The organism is Glaciimonas sp. GNP009 (genome assembly GCF_054343755.1).
Genome location: NZ_JBTGUV010000004.1, coordinates 1,125,572 through 1,148,327, shown reverse-complemented (window position 1 = coordinate 1,148,327; position 22,756 = coordinate 1,125,572). Strand labels below are relative to the sequence as shown.

Annotated in this window: 20 protein-coding genes; 3 read left to right on the top strand and 17 right to left on the bottom strand. The window is 49.7% G+C overall.

Annotation, left to right across the window (positions count from 1 at the left end):
* The first annotated feature begins 17 nt into the window (after positions 1-17).
* From ACXX82_RS06065 to rsmA, 3 genes are all read left to right on the top strand, one after another.
* Positions 18-1,499 (top strand): peptidylprolyl isomerase, encoded by a 1,482-nt coding sequence (locus ACXX82_RS06065; protein WP_458562612.1) that lies wholly within the window; start codon positions 18-20, stop codon positions 1,497-1,499.
* Positions 1,500-1,625: 126 nt separating this feature from the next.
* A complete protein-coding gene (gene pdxA / locus ACXX82_RS06060) occupies positions 1,626-2,735 on the top strand; it encodes a 4-hydroxythreonine-4-phosphate dehydrogenase PdxA (RefSeq protein ID WP_322232762.1) in 1,110 nt (369 codons plus the stop codon).
* A gap of 212 nt (positions 2,736-2,947) precedes the next feature.
* Positions 2,948-3,718 carry a 16S rRNA (adenine(1518)-N(6)/adenine(1519)-N(6))-dimethyltransferase RsmA gene (gene rsmA / locus ACXX82_RS06055; protein WP_322232760.1) on the top strand — a complete coding sequence of 257 codons (771 nt, stop codon included), beginning with the start codon at positions 2,948-2,950 and terminating at the stop codon, positions 3,716-3,718.
* Between the two features lie 29 nt (positions 3,719-3,747).
* Here rsmA and gloA read toward each other — a convergent pair whose 3' ends face one another.
* The 17 genes from gloA to ACXX82_RS05970 all read right to left on the bottom strand — a co-directional run bounded on the left by gloA (position 3,748) and on the right by ACXX82_RS05970 (position 22,439).
* Entirely contained in the window at positions 3,748-4,158 is a 411-nt protein-coding gene (gene gloA / locus ACXX82_RS06050; RefSeq protein ID WP_322232757.1) for a lactoylglutathione lyase, read from the bottom strand.
* A gap of 178 nt (positions 4,159-4,336) precedes the next feature.
* On the bottom strand, positions 4,337-5,326 hold the full coding sequence (locus ACXX82_RS06045) for a M48 family metallopeptidase (protein ID WP_322232755.1): 990 nt from the start codon (positions 5,324-5,326) through the stop codon (positions 4,337-4,339).
* 47 nt (positions 5,327-5,373) lie between these two features.
* A complete protein-coding gene (locus ACXX82_RS06040) occupies positions 5,374-6,105 on the bottom strand; it encodes a lysophospholipid acyltransferase family protein (protein WP_322232753.1) in 732 nt (243 codons plus the stop codon).
* 159 nt (positions 6,106-6,264) lie between these two features.
* The gene (gmhB, locus tag ACXX82_RS06035; RefSeq protein WP_322240185.1) at positions 6,265-6,822 is read right to left on the bottom strand and encodes a D-glycero-beta-D-manno-heptose 1,7-bisphosphate 7-phosphatase; all 558 of its coding nucleotides are present in this window, start codon (positions 6,820-6,822) and stop codon (positions 6,265-6,267) included.
* A gap of 19 nt (positions 6,823-6,841) precedes the next feature.
* Entirely contained in the window at positions 6,842-8,962 is a 2,121-nt protein-coding gene (gene glyS, locus ACXX82_RS06030) for a glycine--tRNA ligase subunit beta (RefSeq protein WP_322232751.1), read from the bottom strand.
* Positions 8,959-9,942 carry a glycine--tRNA ligase subunit alpha gene (gene glyQ, locus ACXX82_RS06025; protein WP_322232749.1) on the bottom strand — a complete coding sequence of 328 codons (984 nt, stop codon included), beginning with the start codon at positions 9,940-9,942 and terminating at the stop codon, positions 8,959-8,961. The genes glyS and glyQ overlap by 4 nt, the downstream gene beginning before the upstream one ends.
* Before the next feature lie 240 nt (positions 9,943-10,182).
* On the bottom strand, positions 10,183-11,748 hold the full coding sequence (gene lnt, locus ACXX82_RS06020; protein ID WP_458562611.1) for an apolipoprotein N-acyltransferase: 1,566 nt from the start codon (positions 11,746-11,748) through the stop codon (positions 10,183-10,185).
* 288 nt (positions 11,749-12,036) lie between these two features.
* Positions 12,037-12,921, bottom strand: a complete 885-nt coding sequence (locus ACXX82_RS06015; RefSeq protein ID WP_322232745.1) for a CorC family transporter — start codon at positions 12,919-12,921, stop codon at positions 12,037-12,039.
* A gap of 179 nt (positions 12,922-13,100) precedes the next feature.
* The gene (locus ACXX82_RS06010) at positions 13,101-13,361 is read right to left on the bottom strand and encodes a pentapeptide MXKDX repeat protein (RefSeq protein ID WP_323505973.1); all 261 of its coding nucleotides are present in this window, start codon (positions 13,359-13,361) and stop codon (positions 13,101-13,103) included.
* Positions 13,362-13,545: 184 nt separating this feature from the next.
* The gene (locus ACXX82_RS06005; RefSeq protein ID WP_322232741.1) at positions 13,546-14,331 is read right to left on the bottom strand and encodes a molybdopterin-dependent oxidoreductase; all 786 of its coding nucleotides are present in this window, start codon (positions 14,329-14,331) and stop codon (positions 13,546-13,548) included.
* Between the two features lie 72 nt (positions 14,332-14,403).
* Positions 14,404-15,018 (bottom strand): cytochrome b/b6 domain-containing protein, encoded by a 615-nt coding sequence (locus tag ACXX82_RS06000; RefSeq protein ID WP_322232739.1) that lies wholly within the window; start codon positions 15,016-15,018, stop codon positions 14,404-14,406.
* 597 nt (positions 15,019-15,615) lie between these two features.
* Positions 15,616-16,110, bottom strand: a complete 495-nt coding sequence (ybeY, locus tag ACXX82_RS05995; RefSeq protein WP_323505975.1) for an rRNA maturation RNase YbeY — start codon at positions 16,108-16,110, stop codon at positions 15,616-15,618.
* The gene (locus ACXX82_RS05990) at positions 16,094-17,272 is read right to left on the bottom strand and encodes a PhoH family protein (RefSeq protein ID WP_322232734.1); all 1,179 of its coding nucleotides are present in this window, start codon (positions 17,270-17,272) and stop codon (positions 16,094-16,096) included. Before ACXX82_RS05990 ends, ybeY begins: the two co-directional genes overlap by 17 nt.
* A 178-nt stretch (positions 17,273-17,450) precedes the next feature.
* Complete coding sequence (gene miaB, locus ACXX82_RS05985) at positions 17,451-18,806, bottom strand: tRNA (N6-isopentenyl adenosine(37)-C2)-methylthiotransferase MiaB (protein ID WP_322240183.1); 1,356 nt, start codon at positions 18,804-18,806, stop codon at positions 17,451-17,453.
* A 14-nt stretch (positions 18,807-18,820) separates the two neighbouring features.
* Complete coding sequence (locus tag ACXX82_RS05980) at positions 18,821-19,171, bottom strand: hypothetical protein (protein WP_458562610.1); 351 nt, start codon at positions 19,169-19,171, stop codon at positions 18,821-18,823.
* Positions 19,172-19,801: 630 nt separating this feature from the next.
* Positions 19,802-20,926: an Imm72 family immunity protein gene (locus ACXX82_RS05975; RefSeq protein WP_323505977.1), complete on the bottom strand. Its 1,125-nt coding sequence runs from the start codon at positions 20,924-20,926 to the stop codon at positions 19,802-19,804.
* Positions 20,927-20,942: 16 nt separating this feature from the next.
* Positions 20,943-22,439, bottom strand: a complete 1,497-nt coding sequence (locus tag ACXX82_RS05970; protein ID WP_458562609.1) for a hypothetical protein — start codon at positions 22,437-22,439, stop codon at positions 20,943-20,945.
* Positions 22,440-22,756 lie beyond the last annotated feature (317 nt).

Here is a 22,756-nt window from a genome sequence, read left to right as displayed (position 1 = left end):
ATCCGTCATACTTATATATGAATGCTCTCATCACTATGCGCAAAACCAATCAGTCCAATCACTCCAATAAGCTGCAGCTAGCCTCGATCATTGTGGCAATGCTGTTTAGCGTCACATCCAGTGCGTGGGCACAAAAGCCAGCGGCGAGCCCATCAAGTCCGCCCGTCATGGCCTCACCAACTACTTCTGACACGGCGCCAGCGCCCTCAACTGCGCCCGCTTCGAGAGCAACAACGGCCAATACTCCGCAGACTATCGATGTCATCGTGGCGGTCGTTAACAACGAAGTTATCACGCGTCAGGAATTAGCCTTACGCCTGAAGGATGTGATTCAACGGATGAAAAGTCAGGGTATCGAAGCACCGCCACCGGCTGAATTGCAAAAACAACTGTTGGAGCGCCTGATTCTTGAGCGCGCACAAGTGCAGGCAGCCAAAGAATTAGGCTTGTCAGTTGATGACAAAATGCTGGATGCTGCCATTGGCCGTATTGCGGAACAAAACAAGCTGTCCATGAGCGACTTCCGCAAGCAATTGGTTCATGACAATATTCCGTATCCTGCTTTTCGAGATGACATTCGCCGCGAAATTTTGCTACAACGTTTACGTGAGCGGGAAGTCGACAACAAGATTCAAATTACCGAATCAGAAGTCGACAATTACATGATCGCTGAAGCTAGCAACAAGCAATCGCAACAAGCGCAGCAGGAGTTAAACCTGGCGCAAATTTTAGTGCGGGTACCAGAAAATGCCTCGCCAGCGCAAGTCAGCGCCCGACGCAAGCGTGCTGAAGAGGTCTTGCAGCAACTTAAATCAGGCGGAAATTTTGGCAAAATTGCGGCAACCTACTCTGATGCACCCGATGCATTGACCGGTGGAGAACTGGGATGGCGTTCACAGGATCGTTTGCCAAAAATGTTTCTTGATGCAGCCGCCACGCTGACGCCAGGACAGGTCTCACCTATCTTGCAGAGTGCAAACGGATTTTACGTCATCCGACTTAACGACAAACGTGCTGCTACCAATGTTGAAAAACCAGCCGCTGCGCCAGTTGAGCAAACGCATGCGCGCCATATTTTGATCAAGGTTACGCCAACAGTTTCCGCTGCAGAAGCGAAAAAGCGCTTGCTTGAATTAAAAGATCGTCTGGATAATCATGCTGCGAAATTTGAGGATCTGGCAAAACTCTACTCAAATGATCTGTCAGCATCTAAAGGTGGCGATCTTGGTTGGATTTATCCTGGCGACACGGTACCTGAATTTCAGCGCGCCATGGACGCTTTGAAACCCGGACAAATTAGTGAGCCGATTGAAACACCTTTCGGTTATCACCTGATTCAGGTGTTGGAACGCAAAACCGACACTGTTTCGGCTGATCGTAAGCGACTCGCGGCCCGTGCTGCCATTCGTGACCGAAAAACGGAAGAAGCTACCAATGACTGGTTGCGTGAGCTACGCGATCGCGCTTATGTTGAATACCGTACCGAAGATAATAATTGATCGTTAGCCCCGCGCGCATCGAGACTTCCTGTGAGTGCGCGGGGTAACAAGCTCAACTCAAATGCAACTCAAGTAAAACTCAAGTAAAACCGGCATGATCGTAATGACTTACTTATTGACCATTCAATGACAGATCAAAAATTTGTTAGTACCGCAACACTATCCCTTAGCGCTAATGCGCGTCGTCCTATCCTCGCGATCACCTGCGGCGAGCCAGCTGGCGTCGGGCCTGAGATTTCTATCAAGGCGGCGTGGGAATTGCGGGCTGACATCAATAGCGTTCTTATAGGTGACGCTGCTTTTTTAGCGATGATCGCGGCTGAGATTGATCCGGCGATTAAATTGGTTGCGCTCTCGGAGCAGGCCTTTCTTTTTAGCGGTTTGCCCAATTTTGGTCCAGATCGTATTGCTGTGATTGACTCGCCTTTTAGCGTGCATGTGCAGCCGGGCAAACTTGATCCGCGTAACGGTCGCGCCATCTTAAAGACGCTGGATATCGCGATTGCAGGTGCCGCCGCAAAAAGCTTTGACGGTATCGTCACTGCGCCTCTGCAAAAGAGCACTATCAACGATGCTGGCGTTCATTTCACCGGTCATACCGAATACCTGGCAGAAAAAACCGGTACAGCGCAAGTAGTGATGATGCTGGCGACTGATCGCACCACGCCGCCGTTGCGGGTTGCCTTAGCGACTACGCATCTGGCGTTGAAGGACGTGGCTGCGGCGATTACTACAGACAGTTTGAGCCGCACGTTAGATATTTTGTACCACGATTTACAAACCAAATTTGGTATAGCGCAGCCGCGTATTATGGTAACGGGGCTTAATCCGCATGCGGGTGAGGGCGGTTACCTCGGACGTGAAGAAATTGAGATCATCACACCGGTATTGGCGGCAGCAAAGGCTAAAGGAATGCTGGTCAGTGGCCCTTATCCGGCCGACACACTGTTTCAGCAAAAGTATCTGGATCAGGCAGATTGCGTGTTGGCGATGTATCACGACCAAGGTTTGCCAGTCCTCAAATATGCCAGCTTTGGGCACGGCATTAATATTACGCTTGGCTTACCCATCATTCGGACGTCGGTCGATCACGGAACCGCTCTTGACTTAGCGGCTGCGGGATTAGGCAAAGCGGATCATGGCAGTATGCTGGCTGCGCTGCATTCTGCGGCTCAGATGGTGCGCGCGACTGCCACTTCCGACGCCGTGGGCCTTAGCGTTAGCACGGCAGAATAACTTAGTTTTATACGCCCTTAAAAGTGCCGTTGCATAATCCAGAGGGATAAAGAATCATCATCGCCGTCCAAAGTGGATTGCCGAATGCACTCCGCAATAGTGTAAAAAAAATGCGGCATTTATTTTTTTTGTGCGAGATTTTTTCAGCCACTCGGCACAGAATCCCATCACCTTATTAGTATTACCTTTGATCAGCGTATTGCACCCATAACATGAAACATATCGCACGTAAGCGCTTCGGCCAAAATTTTCTCACTGACAAGCAGGTATTGACCGACATCATCAGTGCAATAGCACCACAAGCAGATGACAACATGGTTGAGATTGGGCCTGGTTTGGCGGCGATGACCAGTTTGCTGCTCAAATCGTTAAAGCAGTTGCACGTGGTCGAACTGGATCGAGATTTGGTGACGCGGCTGGAAAAAACTTTCGATCCTGCCCGTCTTCATGTGCATTCCGCAGATGCATTGAAATTTGATTTCAGTAGCATTCCATTGGTGGGTGAGGGCAAACTGCGTGTGGTTGGCAATTTGCCGTACAACATTTCAAGTCCACTGCTATTCCAATTGACTGAGATCGCCCCTTTGGTCCAGGATCAGCATTTTATGTTGCAAAAAGAAGTTGTCCAGCGGATGGTGGCAGAGCCCGGCAGCAAAACGTTTGGTCGACTTTCTGTGATGCTGCAGTGGCGCTACAAAATGCAATTAATGTTTATCGTACCTCCGACAGCATTTGATCCACCGCCACGCGTTGAGTCGGCAATCGTGCGTATGATTCCGATTGCAGAGCCCTTGGCGTGTGATCAACAGAAGCTGGAAGATGTGGTGTTAAAAGCTTTTACCCAGCGTCGCAAGGTGATTCGTAACAGTCTTTCGGGGATGTTTACCGAAAATGATCTGATCGATGCCGGTATCGACCCGCAAGCAAGACCTGAAACTGTTTCAATGGAACTGTTCGTTGGCCTTGCGAACCGAATGAAGTAAAAGACATTGGGGCGGACTGCTATACCGCGTTATAGCTTTGCATTCGGCCAATGGCCGGGTTTGCGCTCAATTAACTCAATTTTATAGCCGTCCGGGTCTTGTACGAACGCGATATTGGTTGTGCCACCTTTGACCGGGCCTGCTTCGCGGGTAACATTGCCACCTTGCAATTTGACATCCGCGCAAGCCTTATGCACGTCTTCAACGGCTAAAGCAATATGGCCGTAAGCCGTGCCTTGTTCATAACTATCGACTCCGTAGTTGTAGGTCAATTCTAATTCTGCGTGGTCCGGATTGGTGCCATAACCGACGAAAGCAAGTGTGTATTTATATTCAGGGTTATCGTTGGTACGCAGCAATTTCATGCCGAGCACTTTGGTGTAAAAATCGATAGAACGTTGCAGGTTGCCGACGCGCAGCATAGTGTGTAGGAGTAGCATAAATTTTCTCGGTAGTGGGAAGGGAAATGCTTAGAGCATGCGGAGGGTAATAGTATCCCTCTTTTAATGCCGCATTTACGTACTGCGTTGAGTGACGACTTTAGAGATGATTCCAGATAACAGATGCTGATGGTAAACGAATTTTCAATATCCGAATTTTAGACCTAACATCCGTAGCTTAAAAAATAGGTAACGTTTCTTGTGCACTATCGCGTAGTGTGCGTCTAGCCGTTTCAAACTCTGGGAATATGGATTGTACTGTCGCCCAAAAGCGCGGGCTGTGATTCATTTCACGGAGATGGGCTAATTCATGCGCGATCACGTAATCAATCAGCGGTAAGGCAAAGTGCATCAGTCGCCAGTTCAGGCGTATTTTGCCGTCCGCGGTGCAAGAGCCCCATTGCGTGGTGGCAGACGAGAGCGCATACGATTTGTAGGTCACTCCCAGCTTGCTTGCGTACAACGGAAGCCGTTCACCGAATACGCGTTTGGCTTCAAGTTGCAACCAGCCCAACACACGATCTTTCAATTGTTGCTCACTGGCATCAACAGGAAGGCAAACCGTTAATGTACCAGCTTCGGCATCGAATTCAATACCGGCGACTTGGGTTGAGCGGATGCGTAATGTGATGTCATTACCAAGATAAGGTAATGTTTCACCATCGCACCATGTCATTTGTGGCTGCAGACGACGTGCCGAGCGATCGCGGTATTCGTGGAGTTTGGCAAAAATCCAACGTTTCTTTTCGCGAATGGCACTTTCAATTTCAACGACCGTGACCCACTTTGGCGCAGTCACCCGCAGACCATCGTCACTAATCACAAAACCGATTGAACGCCGTTTAGAGCGCAGTAGCGCGTAGTCCAGCACGTGCGCGTCGATGTGCAGGCGACGTTTGCCAGCAGCGAGCGGAAGCTGCATTAGCGACGTGTGAATGTCGGGCGGTGATACCGGTACAGTCGGTGATGGAATGCGTTTCGATTCCGGCGGCGTTATCGGCGCAACTGTCAGATTTGTCGAGGCCTCTGATTCCTGATCTGCGTGAGGCGGCTCGATACTGAACAGATCCAGTTGGCGGGCGAGCGGTTGCTGCAGAGAAACCAGCGGCCGCAGATGCGGCTTAAGGTCGGGCGTCGGTTGTTTCGATTTTTGATGCAAAAATTTCAAGATTGGCGGCTGTTATTGTTAACAATGCTGATCAACGGTCTGGCGTGCTACTTTGAGTAGACGTGCGGTGAAATGACCCGCATCTCTGATTCTATCCAATTTTCAACTTTTTCCATCATCTCGGCACTATTTAGGCCTTCTGGTGAGATCGGTTTGCCAATTGAGACAGTAATCATCCCCGGTTTTTTGATAAATGAGTTCTTCGGCCAGCACTCACCCGCATTAACGGCGATGGGTACGACTACCGAGTTGGTTTCGATGGCAAGCCGTGTGCCGCCGTGTTTATACTTACCTTTTTGACCAACAGGAATCCGTGTTCCTTCCGGAAACATGATTATCCACTGGCCATCGGCCAGACGGCGGCGTCCTTGCGTAACCACTTGCGCGAACGCATCACGGCCTTTGCGATCAATAGGAATCATGCGCAACAATGCAATGCCCCAACCAAAGAACGGAATGTAGGTAAGCGATTTCTTGAAGACGAACACTAACGGGCGCGGCGTCATCGGCAGTAAAAAAATGGTTTCCCACGCTGACTGATGCTTGGATAGCACGATAGCGGGGGCGTCTGGAAAATTTTCAGCGCCTTTGATTTGATAATGAATGCCGCAAATTACCTTCGCTAACCAGATGATAAAGACGTTCCAGCGTGACGTAAGATAATATCTTCTGGCGTAAGGAAAGGGCGCGAAAAAAAGACAGGCGATAGCCCATATAACCGTCGCGATAGTCATGATCGCAAAGAACAACACGGACCTTAGAAACAAGAAAAACTGCATACATACTCCAAAAATATTAATCGCAGCAACGTCAAACCAGCTTAAGCCTTAACCAAAGCCATCAACGTTGTCACAGAATGTCTATACCATCAGCAGGTTGAAAGGCGCGGTATGTTGGAGTCACTTGAGTACCCCACTCCAGCGCTCAGATTACGTGCTTCAAACCGACATTTCTACCGACTTTTTCAATAGAAAATCGACCACCGCCGCTAAATCCGGAAACACCATGGTCCCGGGGGGAAGGCCACCTTTTTCTCGCGTAGTCTCACCTTTGCCGGTCAATACCAAAAACGGCGCGCATCCTGCTACGAAACCGGCTTGTAAATCGCGCAGGGAGTCGCCGATCACGGGCACGCCGCCACGCAGACTGATATCAAAACGTTTGGCAATGTCGATAAACATTCCTGGCTTCGGCTTGCGACAGTCGCAATTATCTTCAGCGGCATGTGGGCAAAAGAAGACCGCATCAATTTCTGCACCGACCATTTGTGCCGCATTGTGCATCTTTTGATGGATTTCATTCAGCGTTTGCATGCTAAGCAAACCACGGGCAACGCCCGATTGATTGGTTGCCACGACGACGTGATACCCCGCCTGATTCAGACGCGCAATGGCTTCTAGCGAGCCTTTGATCGGAATCCATTCATCGGGTGACTTGATGAAGGCATCGGAATCTTGATTAATCACGCCATCGCGGTCAAGAATGATCAGTTTGATTGTCTGTCCCATGTTGATCTCAGGCAACCAGCTTGGAGATGTCAGCGACCTGATTCAGCATCAGGTGCAGATTGGACAGTAACGCCAAACGGTTGTTACGCAACTGTTCGTCTTCTGCCATCACCATCACCTCATTAAAAAAGGCGTCAACTTCGGATCGTAAACGTGCGAGCGATTGCAGTGCGCCAGCAAAATCGCCTTGGGCAAAGGCTGCATCGACTTGCGGTTTGACATTGGTCATCGCTGCTACGAGATTTTTTTCTGCGGCGTCCTGTAATAAGTTTGCTTGTACTGCACCGGTCTGGACCACATTATTCTTTTTCAGAATGTTGGTGATTCGCTTGTTGGCCCCTGCCAATGCTTCGGCCTCCGGTAAAGCTGCAAATGCCTGCACAGCATCCAGGCGTTCAATGATGTTGGTCAGCGTATCAGGCTGTTGCGCGACAACCGCTTCGATCTGGTTCGGTGCGTATCCGCGCTCGCGCAATATGCCACGCAAGCGGTCGTACATGAAGCTCAGCACATCTGTGCCGGGATCTTTGAAGTTAGCATTGTCGGCGAACGAAGCCGCTGTCGTTTGCAACAAATGTTGTAACGATAACGGCAGACGTTTTTCGAGCAACATGCGCAATACGCCTAATGCGTGGCGACGTAGCGCAAATGGATCTTTGTCGCCGGTTGGTTGTAAGCCGATACCCCAGATACCGACCAGCGTTTCCAGTTTGTCGGCAAGCGCAACTGCGGTACTGGTATCGGTCGTCGGTAGCGCATCACCTGCAAAGCGCGGTTGATAATGTTCCGAGATCGCCAGCGCAACCTGATCTGCCTCGCCGTCATGGCGCGCGTAGTACGTTCCCATAATGCCTTGCAGTTCCGGGAACTCGCCCACCATATCGGTCAGTAAATCGGCTTTGGCTAGTTCTGCACCACGGGCCGCACGCACTGCCAACAGAGGATCAGAGCTGAGAAGGGTGGCGATAGCAACCGCGATTGTCTGAACGCGTTGTGTGCGTTCAAACTGATTACCCAGCTTGTTGTGATACACCACGTTGGCGAGTAGCGGTACGCGATCTGCCAAGGTTTTTTTCTGATCTTGCTCAAAGAAAAATTTGGCATCTGCAAGCCGCGGTCGCACCACACGTTCATTGCCTTGAATAATGTATTGCGGATCTTTAGTTTCCAGATTCGAGACGATCAAAAAGCGCGAACGCAATTTGCCGGTCGCATCAGTCAGCGCAAAATATTTCTGATTGGTTTGCATGGTCAGGATCAGACATTCCTGCGGAACCGTCAGATATTCGTCTTCAAAATGGCATGGATAGACCACCGGCCATTCGACCAGAGCGGTCACTTCATCCAGCAACGATTCTGGCATCAACACTTGATCACCACCGGCTGCGGCCAGCAACGCTGTACGGATTTGTTCCTTGCGTTGGCTGAAACTGGCGATGACCTTGCCTTGGCTTGCCAATACTTCGACGTAGCTCTCTGCATTTGCAATCGTGATAGCGCCTTTTGACAAAAAGCGATGACCGCCGGTGATCCGACCCGCGTTCAGTCCCAACAAGCGTAACGGCACCACGGCGTCGCCATGCAAGACAATCAGACGGTGTGCCGGACGGACGAAATGCACTGTTTCGCCAGCGGCCGGGCCGTACTGAAGCTGATAGCTCATTTGCTTCGGAATCGGCAATTTGGCAACGGTGTCATCCAGAATGACTTGCAAGCCAGTTTCCAGCGCTGCACCTTTCGCGGTATAGCTGTAGAAAAAGCTTTCGGCCTTGCCATCGACGGCACGTTCCAGTTGATCTGGCGTGATCAGTACAGCGTTGGTCGCAGCAGCTAATGCGGCGAGTTTTTTGATCAGCGGCACGCTGGGCTGACCTTGTGTGTCGAGTGCTACTGAAACCGGCAGCACTTTCTCGCGCATGGTCTTATCCAGCGAGACTGCACGGACGTTACTGATAATGACAGCGAGACGTCGTGGCGTCGCGTAAGTCGTGGCGATGGCATCGGTGTTTAAAAAATCACGCGCTTTCAGACCATTAAAAATGCCGCTGGCGAAAGCGTTACCAAGTTTTTCGAGCGCCTTTGGCGGCAATTCTTCAGTAAAAATTTCGATTAAAAGGGTAGAACTCATGCTGCTTCACTCCCTGCGCGGCGTGCCACCGTCGTGGTGTACTCGTCGCCAAATTCTTTTAACAATAACGGCGCATTTTTTTCGCTGAGTTCCCACATCGGAAAGCCGAGTGTTTCGCGCGATTCGTAATAGGCCTTCGCGACTTCGCGTGAAAGGTTGCGAATCCGGCCCATATAGGCAGCCCGCTCAGTCACTGAGATCGCGCCACGTGCATCCAGCAAATTGAAGGTGTGCGCCGCTTTTAACACCATTTCATAGGCTGGCAGTGCCAGCGGCACGGCTAGCAATTTCTTGGCCTGTGCTTCGTAGCTACCAAATAGCGGGAACAAGAATTCGGTATCGGCATACTCAAAGTTGTAAGTCGATTGCTCGACTTCATTTTGGTGAAAGACATCGCCATAGCTTAGATGCTTCTTGACGTCATTTTCGATCCATTCCGTCCAGACCAAATCGTAGACGTTTTCGACACCTTGCAAATACATTGCCAATCGTTCAATGCCGTAAGTGATTTCGCCCAATACAGGCTTGCAATCCAGACCACCGACCTGCTGAAAATAGGTGAATTGCGTCACTTCCATGCCGTTCAGCCAGACTTCCCAACCCAGACCCCATGCACCCAAGGTCGGATTTTCCCAGTCATCCTCAACGAAGCGGACATCGTTCTTTTGCAGATCAAGGCCGAGGGCCTCAAGCGAGCCGAGATAAAGATCGAGAATGTTTTCTGGCGCAGGTTTTAGCACTACCTGATATTGATAGTAATGTTGCATGCGATTAGGATTGTTGCCGTATCGACCATCTTTAGGCCGACGTGATGGCTGCACATAGGCAGCGCGCCACGGTTCTGGCCCAATAGCGCGTAAAAAGGTCGCGGTGTGCGAGGTGCCAGCGCCGACTTCCATGTCGTAAGGTTGCAATAGCGCGCAACCTTGAGCGCCCCAATAGTCTTGCAATTTGAGAATAATTTGTTGAAATGTAAGCATTATTTTTTGTGCTGCTCCATGCGGCAGGGCCGGTTGCTAAAAAGCAAAGTGAGTTTCGCTAAAGGAGCGATTTTAGCGGGTTTTGGCAGCCTTATGTGACTGGCTTGGGTTACGACTTCTGTTACGGCTGCATAATGTTGTAGTTACGTTATAGTTAAGACATTAGTAACTGACCATCGAATGACTTTTTAGAGCGCACGAATCATTGCTCAGCAATCGACCGGTGCAAACGTATTTGATTCACTCTTTTTTGGTCTTACGCTGGCGTCCAGACAGTCTCGTGATAGCCAACAATACCGTGGCTAACATTAACAGTAAGCGGTTGCCAAGCAGTATATAAGGTGTATTACCCGTAAAACCTTGTATCGAGGCCGCAAGTGCATCACGACTGAGCGGCGCTAAGTGGGCGGTCACATTGCCATGCGGATCAATGACGGCGGTTGTGCCGGTATTGGTTGCCCGCAACATTGGGCGGCCGGTTTCGATACTGCGCATTTGTGAAATCTGCAAATGTTGTGGTAAAGCAATCGAATCGCCGAACCACGCGATGTTCGACATATTGAGCAATATCGTCGCAGCAGGATGACCGGCAGACGCGGATGCCGCCAGTTGTGCCGCGATTTCTTCTCCAAATAAATCTTCATAGCAAATGTTAGGCAACACCCATTGATCCTTTACCGCGAACGGCGGTTGCACCGGCGCGCCACGGGTAAAGTCGCCCAACGGGATATTCATCAAATCGACAAACCAGTGGAAGCCATAAGGAATAAACTCGCCGAATGGGACCAAATGGTGTTTGTCATAGCGATAAATGTGCGGTCTATCGGCGCTAGCGTCTGAATTTTCGGCAGTGTTCGGCGAAAATCCAAGGACGCTGTTTGCATACAAATTGGGACCATCCGTGATGGGGATGCCCACCGCAATATAACTGCCGGATTGCCGTGCAAACTGTGCGATTGCAGGAAGATATTCTGGCGGTAGCTGCGTCTGCAATAGCGGTATCGCTGTTTCTGGGGTGGCGATCAGGTCAGCTGGCGCGGCGCTGATCAAATCCTTGTAAAGACCGAGTGTCTGATCGATTTTTGCCGGATCAAACTTCATCTCCTGAGCAATGTTGCCTTGTAGTAATCGTACCGATATCGGTTGCCCCGTGGGTTTGGTCCAATCGATCTTGTGTAGACCCACGCCGATCAACAGAATCACAATGGCTGCTATTCCTGCCAGTTTTCCCTGCTCATTTTTGTTGAGCAGCAAGGCCAGACAGCCGCCGATCAACGCCGCGATCATGCCAAGGCCGTAGACACCAATTATCGGGGCGTAACCGGCGAGTGGGCTGGCGGTGTGGGCATAGCCGGATACCAGCCAGGGAAAGCCGGTAAAAATCCACCCACGAACCCATTCGCTCAAAGCCCATAGCGACGGAAAAATCGCCAGCGCAGTCATCACTGGCGAGGCTGACCAGCGACGGCGCAACCAGATTGTTAAGCCGGCCGCCGTGGCCGCGTGCAGACCTACGAATAGCGCCAGCAATCCCACTGCTAACGCTGTAATCCATGCTGGCATTCCGCCATAGACGTGCATGCTGATATACAGCCAGTACACGCCGCAAACACTCCAACCAAAGCCAAATGCCCAGCCCAGTAACATACCTTGTTTAACTGAGTCGATTTTTAGCAACCGCCATATCAAAAGCGCCAGCGTCAGCAATTGGATCGGCCACGCGCCAAAAGGCGCAAAGGCCAGTACATTGAGTGCGCCGAGCAGAGTGGCTAGCGGGAGTTGTCTCGAGGTGAAGCGCAAGGTCATCGGTTGGCGTTAGACTGGTGAGAAGTTATGCGATCAATACGCTTAAATCATATCGATTTAAGCGTATCAGTTGAATCGTCCTGTTGGAGTCGTCTTAATGACGATTTGCCAGGACTGATTCGCGTCGCTTGAATGGGGCAAAACGAGAGCCATGGTGTGAGGAGGGACTCTCGGTTCAGTTGTGCATCTACAGGTAACACGTTGACTGGTCTCGGGTGCCAGTTATTTAGTTAGTTCGGCCAGGCCAGCACATGCATTCAGGATACCGAACTCGCCAAACCCACCAACTTACGCGTCATCTTCTGGAAGCACGCCCTGTATTTTTTCGACCAGCAATACATGGACCTGACGAGGGTCGGCGCGCAAGACTTCAAAGCGCACGTGATCGAAGACGAATTGGTCTCCTTTACGCGGTACCCGGCCCAAATGATTCGCAATCAGGCCGCCAATCGTATCAACATCTTCGTCAGAAAAATGGGTATCCAGTGCTTCGTTAAATTGCGCAATTTCTGTTAATGCTTTGACGCGCCAGCGTGCGCCATGATCGCCGTCGCGGATGACCAGAATGTTATCTTCTTCTTCATCGAAGTCGTATTCGTCTTCGATATCGCCCACAATCTGTTCCAGCACGTCTTCGATGGTGATGAGGCCAGCGACGCCACCATATTCATCGACAACGATGGCCATGTGATTGCGGTTGGCGCGAAAGTCGCGCAGCAATACATTGAGACGTTTGGATTCAGGAATAAAGATGGCAGGGCGCAACATGTCACGTACGTCGAACGATTCTTCTGCGTAATAGCGAAGCAGATCTTTCGCCAATAGGACACCGATGACTTTGTCACGATCACCGTCGACCGCGGGAAAGCGTGAGTGCGCGGTAGATAACACTTCCGGCATCCATTCTTCGATGGGTTTGGTGATATCGATCATATCCATTTGCGAACGCGGAACCATGATGTCGCGCGCGGAAAGATCGGATACCTGAAATACACCTTCGATCATCGACAAAGCGTCGGCGTCAATCAGGTTGCGCTCGTGCGCATCTTGCAATACATCAAGAAGTTCGGCGCGGTTTTCAGGCTCGGGAGAAATGAGGGCGGTCAGGCGTTCAAACAAAGACCTATGGGGTTTAGCGTCAAAGGATTTGACGCTACTAGAGTGCTCGGGCATATGGCGTTAGCCTTGGATTTACGTTATTTCGAATGCGATAGGATACAACAAATATGTGACAGGACGAAGAAACGTGCCCGTTTGCAGCAATATATAAGGTTAATTGTCGATAATTTAACCACAAATAAAAAAAAGGCAATGCATTGATTGCATTGCCAAAAGTGCTATTTACAACGCAATTATTTCTTCATTTCATCTTTTGCCATGCCATCCTTGCTCATGGCGTCTTTACCCATCGCATCTTTGTCCATGCTCGATTTTTTCTTCATGGTATGGGCTTTTTTGGTCATTTTGTCGTTGGACATTTGATCCTTTGACATACTATCCTTGGCCATACTGTCTTTTCCCATCGCATCCGGTTTCATTGCATCCTGCGCATAGACGCTTGTAGCGGCCAATAACAGACAGCCCATCAAGACGGCCGATAATTGCTTTTTCATGTAAATCTCCATATAAATAAATGCGGCAAAAGTGCCCTATCAATCAGTGGTTATCTAGTGAGTGGGTGCAGACTATCTTGACTCTGCGAGAGAGTCTGCACCGGCTCATAAAGCATCTCTCGCGATTTGGAGAGTTGTTTCAGAACCTTCAAGATCTGGTTTTAGCGAGATATTGAACAGATTCTTAGGCCCCACCGAACCAGTTGTACCCTTGGTCTTCCCAATAACCACCGGGGTACGTGTTTGTTACTTCAAGCGACATAATATGTTTGGGGTTTTTGTATCCGAGTTTGGTCGGCATCCGCAGCTTCATCGGAAAGCCGTACTTTGGTGGCAAGATTTGGCCATCGTAGGTTAATGTCAATTGGGTTTGTGGATGTAGTGCAGTCGGCATATCGATGCTGGTGTGATAATCGTCACCGCATTTAAACTCGACATATTTGGCACTCAGATCGGCACCAATCTGCTTCAAAAAAAGAGAAAATGGCACGCCGCCCCAGCGCCCGATTGCACTCCATCCCTCCACGCAGATATGTCGCGTAATTTGCTCATTTTGCGGCAACTGATGCAAAGCATCGAGTGTCCATGGACGCTTATTGCTCACCAGCCCACCCACTTTCAGCAAGTAGTCTTCTGCCGGAATTTCCGGAACATCTTCTTCACCGTAGTAGGCATTGAATGGAAACGGTCTCGTGATCATCGACGCTGGATATGTCGGTGCCAATTTGTTGGGATCAAACAGCCATGCTTGCACGCCATCATTCATGCGTGAAACACGTTCCAGCATCCGATTGACGGACAAATCGTCGCTGATATTGCACCCTGTCAGCAATGACAGACCACCCAGAGTCAGCGCGCGCTTACCAAATAGGCGCCGCGATGGCATTGATAGTTCATGCCGCGCATCTTTTAAAATCGACTCGGTATCGAGTTGGGATGCTGCGATGATTAATCGCGATTTCTTGATCATGATCGGATCTCCTTGTATCACTATCTGAGTGTCTGAGCATTTATCTGCATGTTTATCGGATTCGGATCAAGCTCACCGTCCGCGCAGCATGGCCAGCAAGGTGCGTGGGACCAAGGCCACCATGACGATGTGGACCACGATAAATAGAACCAAAAAACTCATTGCAAAGAAGTGCACGATGCGTGCATTGTCATAGCCACCCATGAGATCGCGCAGAAGCGGAAATTGCACCGATTTCCAAATGGCGAGTCCGGAGATAACTAAAAGTATCAGGTCGAGAATGACTGAAACGTAGGCCAGTTTTTGTACCGCGTTATATTTGTCGAGGGCATCGTGTTGTAGCTTGCCCGTCAGTGCTTTCTTAACGTCTCGCAATACAGCGCCCGGTGTTAGCGGAAAAAACTTCCTCCAAAGACGTCCTGTTGCCCCATTGAACAGCAGGTAAATCAGTCCGTTAAAAAATAAGAGCCACATCGCAGCAAAATGCCATTGCAATGCACCTCCAAGCCAACCTCCTAATGTCAGGTTGGCTGGAATACGAAAGGCGAATATCGGTGACGCGTCATAGATACGCCATCCGCTTAAGATCATCAAGATCACTGCAACGGCATTGAGCCAGTGGGTGATACGTAACCAGACCGGATGGATGATAGCGTGGCTTGACGCGTCGGTCGCTAATGTATTCATTTTTGTCTCCCAACATTAAAGAAGGTGAGGTCAAGAAGCGGAATGTAATTTTGTCCAAAGGTTTGCATGCAATGCACCCAAAATGCTTGAATGAAACATAGTCGGGCCCACAAACGATTCCTTACACATTATTTTAGAATTTTCGCAAACCCCCGCCAGCGTCGTGCTTTCTTGCTTATGCTATAGCGATAATCTCTTCGTTGGCAGGCGCGTGAAGTTCGTTGCAGGGATGATTTTTGGGCGGTCCTATACGTCTATGCTAGACCTTTTTTTGTAAAAAAGAATAGAATATGTGTCCAAAAAAGAAATGTTATTTTCTGAAATTGCTTATTGGTGCTGGGTAAATTAAGGGGGAGTTTCTAGCTTGATGTGCTTATCGTCTGTAAGGGGCGATTACCGGCCGGATGAATCGATGCGCCTATACGGACTGTGTTTGTAGCTCGTCGGCTATGAGGGTTTGCTGAAGTTGGTCGGAACGTCTACGCCTTTTTCTAAAAAAAGGCGCAACGCTATGTTAATCGCCCGGTGTTAAGGCATCGGCTGGCATGGATGATAGTTATGCCTTTATATCTCGGACGTCACTTTGCGTAGGTTCGATTAAAGCAGTGCAATACCAGCATCTTCATCCGCATAGGGATTAGGCCAACCTAAAGCGGTCAAAATCTCAATTTCGAGGCTTTCCATCTCGGTCGCTTCTTCATCATCTTCATGGTCGTAGCCCTGTGCATGCAAAACGCCATGAACGACCAGATGGGCGGTGTGTTCTTCGACCGATTTGTTTTGTTCAGCGGCTTCGCGTTGCAGAACGTCGGTGCAGAGAACAATATCGGCCTCGGTCGTTTCTGCGTCTTCATCTTCGGTGTAAGCGAAGGTCAGCACATTGGTGGCGTAATCCTTGCCGCGATAATCGCGGTTAAGGGTTCGGCCTTCCTCTACATCAACAAAACGAATAGTCAATTCGGCTGGCGCCAGCAGCGCCGCCTTCACCCAGCGCCGTACTTGCGGACGCAAAATGATTTCTTTTAAACGGGGATCGGGATATTGCACCGACAACGACAATTTGTTAGCTGGAGGTTTATTTTTTTGCGACATTGCGGCTGCGAGCACGTTTGGTGATACCTGTTTCAATCGGTTTAGGAAGTTTGATTGCCTTGATCGGCGGCGACACTGGATCAAGCACGCCATGGGTTGATGCCACCGGCGTTGCTAATGACGCAGCTTCATAGGCATCCACGATTCTTGCTACCAGTGGATGACGCACTACGTCGGTACTATTAAAACGGGTGAAAGCGATACCGCGCACGTCTTTCATGATGTTCATCGCATCAATCAAACCACTCTTCTGGCCGCGCTGCAAGTCGATTTGGGTGACATCGCCAGTGACGACGGCCTTGCTGCCAAAACCGATACGTGTCAAAAACATTTTCATTTGTTCCGGCGTCGTATTTTGTGCTTCGTCCAGAATAATGAAGGCGTGGTTTAACGTACGGCCGCGCATATAAGCGAGCGGGGCAATTTCAATTGCCTGCTTTTCAAACATTTTTTGGGTGCGATCAAAACCAAGTAAGTCATACAATGCGTCATACAAGGGGCGCAGATAAGGGTCGACTTTTTGTGCAAGATCACCCGGCAAAAATCCTAGTCGCTCGCCAGCCTCAACCGCCGGTCTCGTCAGGACGATACGTTTTACTGCGTCGCGTTCGAGTGCATCAACCGCGCATGCCACCGCCAGATACGTTTTGCCAGTACCGGCAGGCCCGATGCCCAACGTCACATCGTGCTCCAAAATCGCGCGAATATAAGCTATTTGATGCGGTGTGCGACCACGTAGATCAGCCCGACGCGTCTTTAGTACAGGGCTCTCTATTTGCGATGGTGGTATCGGCGTTGTAATGTAAGGGTCGCTAATGATGTCATCAACATCCTCATCGCCGTCCTCGCCACCATTTACGCCATTACTCCGCTTATGCGCCTGATTAGCCCGTTGTTCGACCAGCGCCAACTGAATTTCATCCACTGAAATGACGCGGTGTGCCAGTGCATAAAACTGTTCCAGCATGGAAACTGCGCGTTCGGCGTTAGCGCCAGAGGCAATAAATTTCTCACCGCGACGAAAAAGTGTCACGTCCAGAGCAGCAGAAATTTGACGCAAGTTCTCATCCAGTGGCCCGCATAAATGCGCCAGCCGGGTATTATCCAGCGGTTCGGGAGTGAAGTAGAACGGCTGCGATGGGGTTTTAGTTTTGGTTTTCAAGCGAATGTCTGCTCTTAAGTGATTGCATCAAAATGAGAGAAAAAAGCGTTATACTTTTTGCTATGGCGGCGTCAATCGTGCAAATACAAGGGCCAGATTACACGATCTATGCGATCTGTATGGCCTGAACCTCGGTAATAGTCAGCAACCAGCGACAGCAACGACATTCAGCAACACGTTAAGCTGCATTGACATCTGCGGTCATCAACAATTCGCCACGCAAGGTGTATTTATAACTCTCTGTGATGGTGACGTCGATCAGTTGTCCGATCAGTCGTGCGCCGTTTGGGCCGCCATCAAAGTTCACCACACGATTGTTTTCAGAGCGTCCTTGCAATTCCTCAGCGTCCTTTTTAGATGGGCCTTCAACCAATATACGTTGCACGGTCCCAATCATCTCTTCGCTGATGCGGATTGTATTGGCCTGAATTGCCGCTTGCAAATGTTGCAAACGCTTCAACTTGACCTCATGCGGCGTGTCGTCGACCAGATTAGCGGCAGGCGTACCAGGGCGCGGACTAAAAATAAAGCTGAAGCTATTGTCGTAACCGGTCTCGTGGATCAGTTTCATCAATGCATCAAAATCTTCATCCGTTTCACCCGGAAAACCAACGATAAAATCACTGGAAATACAAATGTTAGGGCGCACCTTACGCAAACGTCGGATCACTGATTTGTATTCAAGGACGGTATATCCACGTTTCATCGCCGCTAAAATGCGGTCTGAACCATGCTGCGCCGGCAAATATAAATGATCGACCAACTTAGGCACTTTGGCGTAGGTATCAATCAACCGTTGCGTGAATTCTTTCGGGTGGCTGGTCACAAAGCGGATACGTTCGATACCCGGTATCTCGGCAATAAATTCGATCAGCAGCGCAAAGTCAGCGATTTCTCCATCGGCCATTTCGCCGCGGAATGCATTCACGTTTTGACCCAGTAACGTAATTTCTTTGACACCTTGCTCGGCCAGACCAGCGACTTCAGTCAATACATCCTCAAAGCGGCGCGAGACTTCTTCACCGCGCGTGTAGGGCACCACGCAATAACTGCAATATTTGCTACAACCTTCCATGATGGAGACGAACGCGGTCGCGCCATCCACCTTGGCCGGTGGCATGTGATCAAACTTTTCGATTTCAGGAAAGCTGATATCAACCTGAGAATTGCCGGTCATGCGGCGTTGCTTGATCATTTCTGGCAAACGATGCAGAGTTTGCGGGCCAAATACGATGTCAACATACGGCGCACGTTTAACGATTGCCGCGCCTTCCTGTGAGGCAACACAACCGCCGACGCCGATTAACAGATCAGGATTTTTGAATTTAAGTTCACGCAAACGGCCAAGATCGGAAAATACCTTCTCTTGCGCTTTTTCGCGGACCGAACAAGTGTTCAATAAAATAACGTCGGCATCTTCCGGGCGATCAGTTTTAACCAAGCCATGGGACGCGTTAAGGACATCGGCCATTTTATCCGAGTCGTATTCGTTCATCTGACAGCCGAACGTTTTTATGTAGACTTTCTTTTGTATCGTGTTTTCCATGACTACCATTTCAAATTGCTGCGTTGACTCTCGACTGACTGACTCGCTTCGTCGGAGGTCAGTATCCAGACGCGATCTACGTCACCCTGGATATTTTGTGTGTAATTTACTAAATAAGTACTAGCGCCCAGAGATACGGGAATTTGCGTCAGATGATTTTGACCCCAAATCCGTGAACCGGGGGAAAGCTGCAAATTGGCCTTGTCAATGACGATCGCAGGATAGGCGGTAATCGTCATTTTGCCACGCAAGGTGGTCTGCGGAAACGTGCGGTCAAAAGCGACTGCGGGAAGGGCCAATGTTGCCATTGATACTGCAATCAACCAGCGTTTTAACCACATCGTTGTCTGCATAGATGAACTCCATTGAGTTGTGTGTTTAATTTTGTCAGTATCGAGCCAGATTGCGTGTTGCATAAATATTTAGAAGCGCAATTCTGTGCTTCTCGCATTTATCCCGATGATCGACCGGCAAAATACAGCTAATGCAGCATAGTGAGATCATGCGCCAAGAACCTATGCCGCTCGTTGGTTCAGTCTATTCGGCAACTTCAGCATAAATAGCTGCAATTAAGCTCACCATTTACAGAGACAGTGTTTCGGGAATCGGTACTCGGGCGGGATTATAGCATTCCGAAATAGTAGTTTATCGGCTAAAGCCCTTTTGTATGCGGTGTTAACGAACCGGTCAACGTTATTTAAAGACATTTAGCAACAGATAGAGCCAAGTGCTCACAATGCGTGCAAGTTACGGCCGCAAGTTAAGCCTTTCCGACGGGATATCCCTACTTCCCTACTTGCCATCCGGCGTCCTCACGACTGCTTAGCAACAACTAATCAGATAACATTTTGGCGAAGTAGAGTGCCCGCTTTTTGGGGGAGTCTCTCGCGGTTCCCAAAAGCGGGTATGTGAACAAACTTAATTGACCATTATCTGCGAGAAAAAATAGCCGCTAAAAGCAACTATAAAATAGTCTGAAGACTTTACACTTTGAGATACCAGGTCACAGCATTTCCCGCGGCGTTAATTTTTGATCCGGGTATGACATTCCCGGCCTCCAATCGCACCGTTTTGCCTTGCATATGCGGTGCATGCCAGTTGCCGGTTATTGGACACACATCGCCCGGATAAGCTTTTTGATCGGCGAATATTGGCGGTGCGACCGGTGGCCGGGTTTTTACATAGTCCGCTTCTTCAGCGGGAATCGTGCCATCCAGATAGCGCTTGTCTTCCCACAGCAAACGCCACCAGACTTCCTCCCACTTATCCGTGCCTTCCAATTGATATTCGGTGGCGACCGCACCCGCTAAAAAATAATTAGGGCAACCGACTTTTGCGGCCATTTTTGCCGGATCGGTATTGGTGAAGATCGGCATGATAAACCACGGTTCCCAGATACCGTCAGTGGGAATGGTCCCGCCGCTGAAGATTTGATCCTGATGGTTATGGTTATAAGGCGGGCATGATGGAAGGTAATCCGGGAAGATACGAGGGATCGGCCATTCGGGTTCGAAGAAGAGGGTTTCATAGGTCCATTTTTGGGACTGACGTAGGCTATCCTCATCCACTAAACGAAAAGGGTCGTAATCTTTAAACTCCCTCATTGTGATTCCCCGAGCAGATTGCATTTCCGACGCGATCATGACGTCCTTGATGAAGGCGGTATGATTGCTCGGATGAATGCTATTTCCCGGATGTTCACAGACCATGCCTAAAGCAATATAAAAAGGGTCATCTTCCAATCCATGTTCATCAGCGTAGCGACCAAATAATAGCCCCATAAAACCTGCGTGAGACATCGTTTTATACGCCTCTTGCTTATGAGGCGAGGAACGGAGCAGCGCCAGCCCTTGCTCCATTGGTATCATCTGGCGCAGGAATTCTTTATATTCATATTCGTGCCGGATCTGAGTATGGGCGGCATAGCGATAGTTTTGTACCGTAAGCGGCGGATTCTTAAGTTGCTTAACAAACACATCCAAAAAACCTTGATACCGCAATCTGACCTGATCCAGAAAAGTAAAACTGGTATATTTTTTAAGTAAGTAAAACGCCTGATTCCGTGCTTGCTGTTCCTGCTCTGGTGTCATCGATTGTCGGTTTTGCATATTATTTCCCTATCTGTTAGTTATTTGTTTGCCTACCCGCCGTGGCCGCACCGCGTAATAGATAACCTTCCTGGACGATCTTGGCGGAGCGTTCGTTAGGGGCCAAAAAGACGGCGGTTGGCCGCACATGATGTGGAATGTTTGCGTCCGTCCAGTTGGTCGGCTTTACCGGTACATGTTTTTCAACGTATTCACGCAGCGGCTTGTGATAGGCGTCATGAAAGTCGATATACAGCTGAATCTCGCCACCCGGCAACAAGATACCGGTGGCTTTCGCCCCCTGCGAATCAATTTGCTCGGCCACTTTGCCGCGCCATGCACGAATACCCTCCCAGCTGTCGTCAACATGAATACCCAGTTTGCGCATGTCGTCTGCGGATGGTACGTGTTCCAGCACCAGATAAGCGCCGTTTTTACTCCAGCCTTGCTTGACTGCGTAATCCAACCGCCATGCTTTGCCATTTACCGGCATTTTATCTGCCCAAAAACCTCCGATTTTTCTGGGCTCTTCTGTTTCAACTATTCTTGGCAGATAGACCTTCTTTCCTGCGGGGAGCAATACCGGTTCTATTGATGCTTTACTACTGAAGGCATATAAGTTTGGGTAAATAGTAAGGTCCCCAATTTTATCCTTACGTCCATCCAATCGAGGCCATCCCTCCTTATGCTTATAATGCGCTCGCGTCGCCGATGTATGTCCCTTACTCGCAATATGAATAGGTGACACCTCGCCAATGCGCGCCTCGGTGGTGCGAATTTTGATTGGACCCGCACCGACTGAGATGGGAAAAACATTACCCTCAATTAAATTGCTGCGCACTTTATTGAGTAAAGCGTTCAGTTCTTTAAAAGCTTGTGGAATCATTTTGTCGGCCAGAAGCTGTAATTTGTCGAGCTTTGGCGGCAGCGCTTGCAACCAGCTTTTGACCGGGGCGGGCAATACCGCGCCCAACTCACGGGCCGTAAAAATACTCGTGTCGCGTAGACGGCGCATCAATACATAATAAGCTGACGTGACGGTTGCCTGATACGCTGTAAAGTCCAGCGTGTTAAAAAAAACGCGTGTATTTCCGTAGCCCATTTTGCGCAGGAAGGCCAATATCTGTTCGCCTATGTGTGATAGTTTGGCGGAGTCATATGCCGCCTGTAATAGCAATCTGCCGACACCTTTCACGATCCCGCCTAACACTGGTACCACGGCCATTAAACACAATACCAATGCGACCCAGTTCCAGATGTCTTTCGCCTCTTTATCGCTATCGGCCATGCGCAAGCTAATCGCAATGGCATCGCGGGCAGCCGTGATTTCGCCCGCTACAGGAAACATGCTGACCACTGCGTCGACGACAATTTGGCCCACCGTTGGCTTGGTTTTAAACTCTCCTTTTAATGCCCCGCCGATCCACTGTGCCCCGTTGCCGATCTGGTTCACGGCCTGATTTCCTACCCGATGCGCACGTTCCCAGATATCATCGGCGACCTCTAATGCGGTCAATTTGATTTCTGCACTCATGGTGCATCTCCCCTTTTTTTAATGGACTTATGCTTATCGCTCTGTCGTTCTCGGGGGTTGATCGGTGTCGATGCAGGTTGGTTCAGGCGTGTTGGAATAGCGCTGCTAAAAGCGCTGAAAGTGCGACTGCTGGACATGGGGGAAGACCTTCCGCAACGAACGTGAGGACGATTGACTGTAATCGTGGAGGTGAAAAACTCTGCCTAAATAATAAACGTCTTACGTTAAAAAAGATGTAAGAACATTCTTAAAGTAAGCGTTTCTTTTGAAAATAAATGTAGCGGGGTTTTTGAATTGCCGGGTCGACAAAAAAGATG